Annotated in this window: 13 protein-coding genes; 6 read left to right on the top strand and 7 right to left on the bottom strand. The window is 62.6% G+C overall.

Going from position 1 to position 10,668, the window contains the following annotated elements:
- Positions 1–825 (bottom strand): tetratricopeptide repeat protein (locus VMW12_13105; GenBank protein HUZ50658.1); only part of this gene is annotated, 825 nt, incomplete at its 3' end.
- 285 nt (positions 826–1,110) lie between these two features.
- Entirely contained in the window at positions 1,111–1,968 is an 858-nt protein-coding gene (locus VMW12_13100) for a fatty acid desaturase (protein ID HUZ50657.1), read from the bottom strand.
- 161 nt (positions 1,969–2,129) lie between these two features.
- On the opposite strand from VMW12_13100, the gene infA reads away from it, so the two are divergent.
- Positions 2,130–2,354: a translation initiation factor IF-1 gene (gene infA, locus VMW12_13095; GenBank protein HUZ50656.1), complete on the top strand. Its 225-nt coding sequence runs from the start codon at positions 2,130–2,132 to the stop codon at positions 2,352–2,354.
- A gap of 62 nt (positions 2,355–2,416) precedes the next feature.
- On the opposite strand, the gene VMW12_13090 is transcribed toward infA, so the two are convergent.
- A complete protein-coding gene (locus VMW12_13090; GenBank protein HUZ50655.1) occupies positions 2,417–2,737 on the bottom strand; it encodes a zinc-ribbon domain containing protein in 321 nt (106 codons plus the stop codon).
- A gap of 317 nt (positions 2,738–3,054) precedes the next feature.
- On the opposite strand from VMW12_13090, the gene VMW12_13085 reads away from it, so the two are divergent.
- Positions 3,055–3,330, top strand: a complete 276-nt coding sequence (locus VMW12_13085) for a high-potential iron-sulfur protein (protein ID HUZ50654.1) — start codon at positions 3,055–3,057, stop codon at positions 3,328–3,330.
- A gap of 84 nt (positions 3,331–3,414) precedes the next feature.
- On the opposite strand, the gene pstA is transcribed toward VMW12_13085, so the two are convergent.
- The 3 genes from pstA to pstS form a co-directional block, all read right to left on the bottom strand.
- Entirely contained in the window at positions 3,415–4,257 is an 843-nt protein-coding gene (gene pstA, locus VMW12_13080; GenBank protein ID HUZ50653.1) for a phosphate ABC transporter permease PstA, read from the bottom strand.
- A complete protein-coding gene (gene pstC, locus VMW12_13075; GenBank protein ID HUZ50652.1) occupies positions 4,254–5,207 on the bottom strand; it encodes a phosphate ABC transporter permease subunit PstC in 954 nt (317 codons plus the stop codon). The genes pstA and pstC overlap by 4 nt, the downstream gene beginning before the upstream one ends.
- A gap of 89 nt (positions 5,208–5,296) precedes the next feature.
- The gene (gene pstS, locus VMW12_13070; GenBank protein HUZ50651.1) at positions 5,297–6,349 is read right to left on the bottom strand and encodes a phosphate ABC transporter substrate-binding protein PstS; all 1,053 of its coding nucleotides are present in this window, start codon (positions 6,347–6,349) and stop codon (positions 5,297–5,299) included.
- 220 nt (positions 6,350–6,569) lie between these two features.
- Between pstS and VMW12_13065 the strand changes: the two genes are divergently transcribed.
- The gene (locus tag VMW12_13065; protein HUZ50650.1) at positions 6,570–7,508 is read left to right on the top strand and encodes a Crp/Fnr family transcriptional regulator; all 939 of its coding nucleotides are present in this window, start codon (positions 6,570–6,572) and stop codon (positions 7,506–7,508) included.
- Here VMW12_13065 and VMW12_13060 read toward each other — a convergent pair.
- A complete protein-coding gene (locus VMW12_13060; GenBank protein ID HUZ50649.1) occupies positions 7,505–7,795 on the bottom strand; it encodes a metal-sensitive transcriptional regulator in 291 nt (96 codons plus the stop codon). The two genes, VMW12_13065 and VMW12_13060, sit on opposite strands and share 4 nt — an antisense overlap.
- 122 nt (positions 7,796–7,917) lie before the next feature.
- Here VMW12_13060 and VMW12_13055 point away from each other — a divergent pair, with 122 nt between their 5' ends.
- The 3 genes from VMW12_13055 to VMW12_13045 form a co-directional block, all read left to right on the top strand.
- Entirely contained in the window at positions 7,918–8,163 is a 246-nt protein-coding gene (locus VMW12_13055) for a DUF2892 domain-containing protein (GenBank protein ID HUZ50648.1), read from the top strand.
- On the top strand, positions 8,156–9,298 hold the full coding sequence (locus tag VMW12_13050) for an efflux RND transporter periplasmic adaptor subunit (protein ID HUZ50647.1): 1,143 nt from the start codon (positions 8,156–8,158) through the stop codon (positions 9,296–9,298). Before VMW12_13055 ends, VMW12_13050 begins: the two co-directional genes overlap by 8 nt.
- Positions 9,298–10,668 (top strand): efflux RND transporter permease subunit (locus tag VMW12_13045; GenBank protein ID HUZ50646.1); only part of this gene is annotated, 1,371 nt, incomplete at its 3' end. The genes VMW12_13050 and VMW12_13045, both read left to right, overlap by 1 nt.

Raw genomic sequence — 10,668 nt, 5'->3', positions numbered from 1 at the left:
ATGCTCGCCGGTATGGAACCCGGGCGAACGCACGAGCGTCGGTAATTCGCACTCCGCTGCAAATCGTTCGCGCGCGATCAGCCGCGTGCGTGGCGCCACGACGCCGGGTATCCCCGCGCACAGTTCGCTCACGTCGACGCGGGCAGTGCGTACCACGCGTGCCGGCGCGTTAACGACAGGCAGCGTGTGCGCGCGCGTCATCGCATTCGCCGCGCGAAGCGCCGCACCGCACATCTCGGCATCGCCGATCGCATTGAAGACGACGTCGTGGCCGGGCAATGCGGCCGACGGATCGTAGTAATCCGCGAAAACCTTCACCACGGTGAAAGCCGTATCGTCCAGAAAGAGCTCGGTCGCAACGTTACCGCCGGCGGCGCTCAGCAACACGAGAACGGTGGGCGCCGCGTCGCCGCCGCGATACGGCACGATGTGAACGGGCTGCGCCGCAAACCCGCGCTGCCGATGCAATTTCGCTCCGGCCTCGTCGCCCAAACGCCCGAGCGCGTAGCTCAACCCTTGGTGGGCGCGGGCGCAAACGGGATCGAGCGCGAGAGCACGCTCGTAGCGATCGCGTGCCGGCGCGGTCTCCCCGAGTTCGAGCAGTGCGTTCGCAAGATTCACCAATAAAGGCACCGACTCGCCGTTGTGCCGGAGCGCCTCTTCGTAGGTGAGGCGCGCGGCACTGCGGCGGCCGGTGTTAAAGAGCAACGTGCCCAGATTCGCCAGCGCCTCACCGTGCCCGGGCTCACGCCGGAGCACGTCGATATAGGCATCGGTAGCCGGCGTAGTGCGTCCCAGCGCGTCGAGCAACGCAGCTCGGCGCATCAGCAACGCGACCGCGTCGGGTTCGCTCGCGAGGGCGGCTTCGATCTCGTGCAGCTCGCGGGTTAGCGCGCGAATCCCCGCTTTTTCAGGAGCGTGTGGATGGCCGTATGCCCGCCCTTGTGCTCCTCACAATGCAGCTCTTTACACGTGCCGCGCCGGCACTGCTCGCGCGCTTCGTTCTGGCAGCCCGGCGTTTTGCACGGGCCGCGTTCGTCAGCAGCGACGCGTTTCCAGCGCCGTTTATCATAACTCAATGCTTTGGGTGCTCCAGAATGTTTCGGCGGGTTAACCTACGCGAGACGGGCGGCGAATTCCCACGCGCAGCCGTTCGCGCATTTCCATCGAGGGCACGCGAATGCGATCGACCATGCGCAGGGTGCGCAGCAGTTTGATGTGCCACCACGTGAGATCGATTTCCCACCAAGCCATGCCGTGGCGCGCCGAGAACGGAAACGCATGATGGTTATTATGCCAACCCTCGCCGAACGAGACCAGCGCGACCCACCAGGAGTTGGTCGAGCGATCGGTCGTTCGGTAGGTGCGGTATCCGACCGCATGCGATGCGCTGTTGACGAGCCACGTCGTGTGGTAGGTGAAGACCAAGCGCAAGAAGATGCCCATCACGACCCACGACCAGCCGCCGAGTGCAAAGAGCCCCGCTGCCAGCAAGAGCTGCAGGGGGATGTGCAGGTAGCCGCTGACCACGTAAAACTTATCGGCGTAGAGGTCGGGGCAGTAGCGCCGCTTCTCCTCGGGCGACGGCACGTATTTGTTGGTCCGGAAGAGCCACAGGATGTGCGCCCACGTCAGGCCGCGCCGCACGGTATGCGGGTCGCCCTTGCGATCGGAGTGCGCGTGGTGGATGCGGTGGGTCGCAACCCAGGTGATCGGGTCTCCCTGCAGCGCCAGCGCTCCGAAGATCGCCGTGAGGTACTCAAGCGGCTTGATCATGCGCAGGCTGCGGTGCGTCAGGGTGCGATGGTAGTTCAGGGTGACGCCCAAGGCGCCCGTCGCGTACGCGATCGCCGCCGCCACCGCCAGGCCCGACCAGGTAAACATGCCGGGCAGAAAGATGAGTAGGGCTCCCAGATGGATCCCAAGGATCCCCAGGCCATTCGACCAGTTTGGACGAGAGAGTTTCACGAAGCCATCCCTTTCAGATGTCGGTGCGAGCGAAAACTAGCGGCTATGGTGTAGAGTAGGGGGATGAATAGCCAGAAAGTGGGCCCATCATAGCGGGCCGCCGGGCCGCTAGGCCCAAGACCCCCCGGGCGGCAGAGCCGTCCCAAGTTAAAGAGGCTCCGCTGGAAGTATTCGGCACGATCACGCAAATTTATCCCAGCGCGACGTTTGCCGTGGAGTTGGAGAACGGTCATACCGTCCTCGCGCACATCGCCGGGCGGTTGCGCCGGCATCGGATTAAGATCCTCATGGGCGATCGAGTCGATCTCGAAATGTCTCCCTATGATCTCTCCAAGGCTCGGATCGTTTATCGATACCGTGCCGGGGAAGCTCGCCGCTCGCGTTAAGCGAAGCTGTAAATGCAAAGGGCCCGATAAAATCGGGCCCTTTGGATTATCCGATAGGATAGTTAGCGGTAGGACGGACGACTGGCGAAACAATCGCGACAGTAGACCGGCTTATCGCCGCGCGGTTGGAACGGCACTTCTGCCACACCGCCGCACTGGCTGCACGTTGCGCGGAACTTCTCGCGCTGGGCGCCGCCGGCGCCGCCGCCGAAACCGCCGCGTCCGCCGCCGCCGCCCTGGGATGCCTTACGCGCAGCGCGGCAATCGGGACAACGGTTGGGCTTGTTCTGGAAGCCTTTCATGGCAAAGAACTCTTGTTCGCCTGCCGAGAACGTGAATTGGCGCGAACAATCGACGCAGGATAGTGTTTCGTCTTGATACATGTTAGACGAGGACTCCTCAATGGTTTAGTGATCTATTAGTTGGAATCGACTCGAATAACACGCTCAGATGGTAACCGACTTCGCTTCCTATGGCGGATGGTAGCACAGATTGCCGAGAAATGCCAATCCTTCTAGGCCGACAAATGTCTTTTTGAGGGGCTGGCCGAGCCACCGTTCCTGCGTCGCCGCCCTCCACAATTGCGGCTAGCGGCCATCGCACGATTCGAGAGCGCCTCCCCCTCAAGGAGCCAGAAGATTCGAGGCAAACAACGAACTCCGACGTGGACTCGTTGAACGAATTTGGAGGTGACTCATCCATGGATCATAAGATGACGCGCAAAGAGGTGCTCGCAGGCCTCGTGGTCATGCCGGCGCTCGCCGGGCTGCTCGCGGCCGGAACGACCGCTATCGCGGAAGCCAAGGGCTCGCAGAAGCAATTCAAATACCAGAGCATGCCGAAGGACGGCAAGCAGTGCTCGGGCTGCTCCCTCTTCATCCCGGGCAAGACTGCCGCCGCCAACGGGCAGTGCAAAGTCGTTGCCGGGGTCATCAGCCCCAAGGGCTGGTGCGTCGCGTACACGCCGAAGGCCTAAATCGGCGGCGGCCAGGCCGCTCGCTAGACGAAAGGGGGCTGAGCAATGTGCTCGGCCCCCTTTCGTCTAGCCCGAACCGGTCTCTCAGCGCCGGCCGCGACTCGAGAGGCTGTACTCCAGGAAACTGCGCGCGAGCAAGTTGGTCGTGAAGATAAAGATCATCAGGAGCAAGGCCGCCGCATACGCCAATTCATGCGACTTCGCGAACGGCTGACTGATGTAGGTCCAGACCACGTACGTGAGATAGCCGACCGGCGAGTGGGTCGGGGCGAGCGTCGGCATGTAATTCGACCAGCCGGCGGTGTAGATGAGCGGCGCCGTTTCGCCCACGCCGATGCCCGTCGCGACCAATAAGCCGGTAAGAATGCCCGGCGCGGCCCATGGGAAGGCAATCGTGAACACCACCATGGCCGGGCGAGCTCCCAACGCGAATGCCCCCTCCCGTATGGCGGGCGGCACCTTCGAGAGCGCGATATCGGCCGAACGAACGACGTAGGGCAACATGAAGATGGCCAGCGCGAGCGCACCCGCCATCAGCGAAAAGCCCCATCCGAGCGCTTCGACGAGTGCGACGTACAGAAAATATCCAACCACGATCGACGGAACGCCCGAAAGAATATCGATCGCAAAGCGCACGGTGCTCTTGCCCCAGGGCGGCGCAAACTCCACGATCCAAATCGCCGTACCCAATCCGACGACGGTCACGATGAGCAAGCCGACGCTCACGAGCAAGAACGTACCCGCGATCGCGTTCGCAAGCCCGCCCGCGATGCCGGAGGTTACCGTGTAAAAAATCTCCGGATGGAGCGCCGGGAAACCGCGGATCGCGACAAACGCAAAGACGATAAAGAGAATCGCGATTGCCGCGAGCAGACAGAGGATGCTGATCGTCCACCACAGACGATTGAACGCCGAACGCCAGATCACTGCCCCTCCGATCGATCGGCGCCGTGCAGCGCCACGCGGGCGATGATGTTGACGGCGAGCGTGATGAGAAAGAGCACCACGGCGAGCTCGGCCAGCGACCGCTGGGCCATGCCGCTCGAATCCGTGAGCGCCGACTCCAGTTGCGAGACGATGACGGCGGCGATCGTATTGACGGGTTGATAGATGTTCTGCGGCAGCGAGTTGATCGCCGAGCCGCACACCATCAAGACGGCCATCGTTTCGCCAAGCGCACGGCCGAATGCGAGCAACACGGATGCGACGACGCCGCCGCGCACGCTGGGAAGCACCGCTCGCGTTACCGCTTGCCAACTGGTTCCGCCCAGCGCCATGCTCGCTTCGAAGATCGTCGCCGACTGCGCCAGCACCACGTCGCGAATCGTTGCGACCATGATCGGTGTGACCATCAGTGCTAGGATGATCGTCGCCGCCAGAAGTCCGTTACCGCTACCGGCGCCGGGAAGGCGAGCGATCAGCGGCACCAAGACGACCATACCCCACAAACCGTAGACGACCGACGGAACGCCGGCCATCAATTCGACCAGCGCATTCGCGATCGGACGAATGCGCGGATGAACGCGGTACACCAGCGCCATCGCCACCATAATCGAGAACGGGACCGCGATGATCATTGCGAGCGACGAGGTTGCAACGCTTCCGAAAATAAACACCACCGCGCCGAATACCGCACCGGGTTCGGCTGAGAATCCGTTACGGGTGACGCTGCCGCTACCGTACTGATTCCCGATGTTCCAAATCGTGCCCGAGAAGAATCCCAGACCATTGAAGCGGATGGCCGGATAGGCGTAGATAGCCAAAAAAACCAGCATCAACACAATGATGAGGACGCTGGTGAGTGCAGCAATGCCGGTCAGGCCGCTGAGGGCAAATTGCGCGTTCGGCCGTTGCAGTCGAGACGGGCGTTGGATCATGCAGATTCCTTGCAACAAGCAACGTACCCGAGGGCGTCATGGGCGACGCCCCCGGGCCTTACCAGGGTAATCGTTGCGACGGAAACCGATTACTCGATCTTGTCGATCTGGGCCTTGCTGAGTTTCACGATCGCTGCAGGCAGCGGTAGGAAATGTACGCTGGAGAGGAATCGCTCCTGCTGGCCGCCCTTGGCGTCGACCGTCCAGGAAAGGAACTCTTTGAGCGCCGCGCGGGTCGAGGGGTCGGCCTGCTTCGGATTTACGATCGCGTATTCGTAGTTGATGATCGGATACGATTGCGCGCCCGGCGCGAAGACCAGCGAGATGCGTTCGTCGCGCGGGGTCTTGCTCCCAAGAGCCTTGGCCGCAGCCGAGATCGTCGCCGCGGTCGGGAGCACGAAGTTCCCCGAGCGGTTGAGCAGCGCGGCATAACCGAGGCCGGCCTTGTTGGTTTCGTTCAGGAAGCTCACGCCGATGTAGGCGATGCAGTACTTGGTACTCTGGCAGGTCTGCACCATGCCCGGGTTGCCGTTCGCGCCGACCGCATTCGAAACCGACGGCCAGCTGATGGTGGTGCCGTAGCCGGGGCCGTTCTTCCACGACGGTGTGGAGAACGAGAGATACTGCGAGAAGATGAACGTGTCGCCCGAGCCGTCCGAACGGTGTACCGCAACGATCTCGTGGTGCGGCAGCTTCGACGCGAAGTTCTTGTTTAACGCTTTGATTTTGGCGTCATCCCAAAACTTGATCTGACCGCTGTAGATCCCGGCGATGACGGGGCCGGATAAGTGCAAGTGGGTGTTATTGAGCCCGGGGAGATTGTAGTTGATCTGCTGGGCGCTGATGGCCAGCGGGATGTTGAGCATCGGCGTGCCCTTCATCTGGCCGTCCGACATATAGGCATCCGAGGCGCCGATCTGGGCAACGCCCGAAATCGCCTGCGAGATGCCGGTGCCGCTACCGGTGCTCTGGGTCGTAATCTGGACGCCATGCCCCTTTTGGTAATCGGCAACCCACAGATTCATCAGCGGGTAGAGCAGCGAGGAGCCGGTCTCGAGCAACCGCGCGTTCGCGGCTTGCGCGAGCGGCGTGCACAGAAGGGCCGCCCCTAAAGCCAGTGCCGTGATGGAAAGTTTTCGCATCTATACTCCAACGGTGAAGCAGCGGCTTCCAACGCGAGCCTCTGCTACCCTAGAATACCCGCCCCGGGCTAAGCGCCTTTTAAGGGCGGGTTACTCGATTCTTAAGCTCTAGCTCCATATAATAACTTAAGTCACCTTTTAAGCTCAGCCAAATGGCAGGTTTTGCCTGTCGGCACTCCAAGAGGGCGGACGCTCCGGCATCGATGTGTAAAATCGACCCATGACCACAATTGCGATCGCCTCGCTCGACGAGCGAGAACTCCTGGGCGTCTGCGACGATCTCACCCCGCTTCGGCCGGTGACCTTCTCGAGCTCGAAGGATACGAGTTGGCTTCGCGAGGTTCTGGAGGCCCGGCGTCCCGGCTCGTTCATGGTTACGCTCAAAAAATGGTCGGACGACCAGTGGTTTGCCGAGGTCACGCGCGTGCTCCCGATGCCGCACGACGACGCGATCGTCGCAACGCTGCGCAGCGTCCCCGCGTTTCGCGCTTTAGCCGAGGGCTCGCTTCACACCATCGCGCAGGCGTCTAAAGTACAGGTTGCGCGCCGCGGTAAAACCGTTATCCGAAAGAATGCGGCGTGGCCGTACGTCGGATTGGTCATCGAGGGCACGCTTGCAAACGCTGCGGGAGATACGGGGCGCGACCGCTTCTACTACAGTATCGCTCCGCGCGAACTCTTCGCGCTGGTCCCATTTCTGGACGACGGCGCCACGATGGGGCGTACGATCGTCTTATCGAAGAGCGCCAAATTTCTTGCGATACCCCGTGAAGTATTGCGCGAGCAGGCACGGCAACATCCCGAGCTGCTCTTTTCGCTCGCCGCGCTCTGCGCGCAACGGCTGCGCATCGTCACCGATGCGCTCTTCGCCCAGGCAACCGAACCCGTTACCAACCGCATCGCGTCGTTTTTCTTGCAGCACGCAACGCCCACGGCCGGAATGGCCATCGCGCTACCGCCCCTGCAAACGATGACGCAATCGCAAATCGCCGCCGCGGTCGGAACGGTAAAGGAAGTTGCGGCCAGAGCTATCGCGCGGCTCGAAGAAGCCGGCGGCGTCCGCCGCGAACGCGGCCACGTGCGCTACCTCGATCGCTCGATCCTCGAAACCTTCGCGCTCGCGCGCGACGATCAACGGGTATACGCGTCGACGGTTTAGCCCAAAATCTTTACGAACGTATCGGTAAGCCGGGCGACCTCTTTTTGGTCGAACTCGCCGTCTTTGTTCGGCCGAATGCATTGAACTAAACTCGAAGCCATCAACTGCACGGTCGCGCGTTCCAGCGCCGACTTTGCGGCGCCCATTTGTTGCGCGATCGAGTGGCAATCGCGCCCTTGCTCGATCATCCGGGCGATCGCCCGCACTTGGCCCTCGACGCGCCGTAAACGCGCCAAAATCGCCTGGGTCGTCTCGGGGTCGATGTCGAGCCTTCCCTCACTCTGCACAATCGGTTCCCGGCTTTTTCTTGCCATACCGTTACTCTACTCGGTATCGGGTTACGCTTGCAATACCCTAGGGGGTATGGTATATTCGGCGAGGTCACCCGCTTGCAAGGAGTTCACATTCAATGAGTGCCGTTAATCCATTACTCTGCCCGGCCAAAGACCGCGGGTGGAGAGTCGAAGCCGCGGTTCGCGGCGTTGCCGGAACCATCGTGCTCGCCAGCGCGGCGCTCGCACTCCTGGATCGGCGCTGGTTGTGGCTCACGGCGTTCGTGGGAGTCAACCTGCTGCAGTCGTCCTTGACCGGCTGGTGTCTGATGTCCAATTTTCTGGCGATGTTCGGCGTCGGGGGCACCAAGCGCAATGCGTAACAGCGTGATCGCCGCAGCCTTGGCAGGCGGGGTGTTGATCTCCGGCTGCGCGTCCCACGGCCCCGATACTTCGGCCGAACAGAGCATTCCGGTTTCCGTCGCGATCGCTCGCACGGCTTCTTTTTCATCGCCGATCGAACTGTCGGGGACGCTCAGCGCCGTCAGCAATGCCACGGTCGGCGCGGCATCGGCCGGGCGCATCGTGTCGGTCTCCGTTCGCGTGGGCGATCGCGTTAGCGCCGGAACGGTGCTGGCGCAGGTCGATACCTCACAATACGGCGCGCAATTAGTCGGCGCGCGTGCCGGAGCCGCGGCCGCCTCGGATAGCCAACGGGCCGCCCAAGCCCAGGTAGCGCAGGCGCAAAGCCGCCTCCAACTCGCCCAGACGACGGCCGGCCGTATGTCCTCGCTCTACGCGCAGGGCGCCATTTCCAAGCAGCAGCAGGACGAAACGCAGGCGAGCTTAGCAGCCGCGCGCGCCGGAGTCGCGCAGGCCCAAGCCGGCCTCGGCGCAGCCGCAAGCATGGCGGCCCAAGCGCAAGCCGGCGTCATGGCCGCGAGCGTGCCGCTACAAAACGCTACGATTACCGCCCCGTTTTCAGGGGTCGTTACTTCAAAATTCGTCGAACCCGGCTCGGTAGTCGGGCCCGGTAGCCCGGTTGCGACCGTGCAAGACACCCACGATCTCGAGTTGGATGTCGCCGTCCCCGAGGACAATGCGGCATCGCTCGTGCCCGGAGCGAGCGTCGCCGTGCACGTCGACGCATTGGGCGGGGCGCAAGTCCCCGCAACGGTGCGCGCCGTCGTCCCGTCCGATAACGCAGCGTTGCGTTCTGCGACGGTGCGCATCGCCGTCGCATCGCGCGCGGGGCTGTTGCCCGGAATGTTCGCACGCGTCTCGGTTCCCGGTAGCACGCATCGCGGCGTGAGCGTGCCGTTCGCGGCCATGGTGACGCGCGCCGGGCAAGCCGGCGTCTTCGCGGTCGTATCGGATCGCGCCACGTTCATGCCGGTGCAGCCCGGGGTCGTGAACGGTACGTCCGTCGAAGTGAGCGGCCTGCGCGCCGGCGCGCGCGTCGCCGTGACCAATATCGCGCAACTCACCGATGGCGCACGCGTTACGGTGTCGCCTTAATGAGCAAACAAGGCATGGCCGGGCGCATCGCCCGGTATTTTCTCCAGTCGAAACTGACCCCCGCAATCGTCATCGCGATTTGCGTCTGGGGCTTGATGGCGATTTTCCAGACCCCGCGTCAGGAAAATCCGCAAATCACGATGCCCGCCGCGACGATCGTCACGCAGTATCCCGGCGGTTCGTCCGAAGAAGTGCAGAAACTCGTCACCGAACGCGGCGAACGCGTTCTTCAAGAAGTTCCCGGCATCGAGCACATCTACTCGACCTCGACGCAGGACGTCTCGATCATGACGGTGCTGTTCCACGTCGGCGACGACCCGACCAAATCGTTCGTGAGCCTGTACGACCAGGTGTTCGCGCACCTCAACGAGCTGCCGCCCGGAGCATCGCAGCCGCAGATCACCCCGCTTTCGGTCGACGACATTCCGATCGTCGTCCTCACCTTGCACGGCGCGAACTACAACCGCGGCCAGCTCGATGCGGCGGCGGAACACCTGATCGATGCCCTTCGTTCCATCGACGGCGTTTCGACGATCGATACCTACGGCGGGCGCCCGCGCGAAGTGAACGTCACGATCGATCCGGTCAAGCTCGCGGCGTACGGCCTCTCGCCCGGGCAAATCGCACAGGCCCTAGGCGTAACGAACCTCACGCGTCCGGTCGGCACCGTCCGCGACGCTCGCAACGAACTCACGATTCACGTGGGGACCGTCTTCTCCAACGTCGACCAAGTGCGTTCGCAGATCGTCAGCGTCAGCAAAGGCCAGCCGGTCACCCTCGGCCAGGTGGCCGACGTCCAACTCGGCTATATTCCCGAAGAAGCGCGCACGCAATTCGCGTACGGCGGAGCCGAGAAGAACGCATCCAAGGCTCCGCAACCCGCGGTCAGCATCGCCATCGCAAAGAAAGCCGGCAGCAACGCGGTCTCGGTCGCCCAAAGCATTTTAGCCACAACGAAGGCTACCGAACTCCCGCCCGGCGTTGACGTCACGGTTACGCGCAACGACGGCGCCAAAGCCAACTTAGCCGTCAACGAACTGATCGAGCGTTTGGTCGAGGCGATCGTCATCGTCGTGCTCTTGCTCCTGGTTCTGGGCTGGCGCGAAGCGCTGGTCGTGGCCACCGCCATTCCGCTCACGCTGTTCATCACGCTGGGCGTAGGGATGATGACCGGACAATCGATCAACCGCATCACGCTGTTCGCGCTGATCTTAGGCCTGGGTCTCCTCGTCGATCAAGCGATCGTCATCGTCGAAAATATTCACCGGCACTACGAAGTGCATCCCGATCGTTCGAAAGCCGAATCGACGGTTCGCGCCGTCGCCGAAATCGGCAGCCCGACGACCCTGGCGACCGTCAGCGTCGTGCTC

It is taken from the genome of Candidatus Dormiibacterota bacterium (assembly GCA_035532835.1).
Lineage (GTDB): Bacteria > Vulcanimicrobiota > Vulcanimicrobiia > Vulcanimicrobiales > Vulcanimicrobiaceae > DAHUXY01.
The sequence above is the reverse complement of the archived record's forward strand: the minus strand, read 5'-3'. Positions and strand labels throughout refer to the sequence as shown.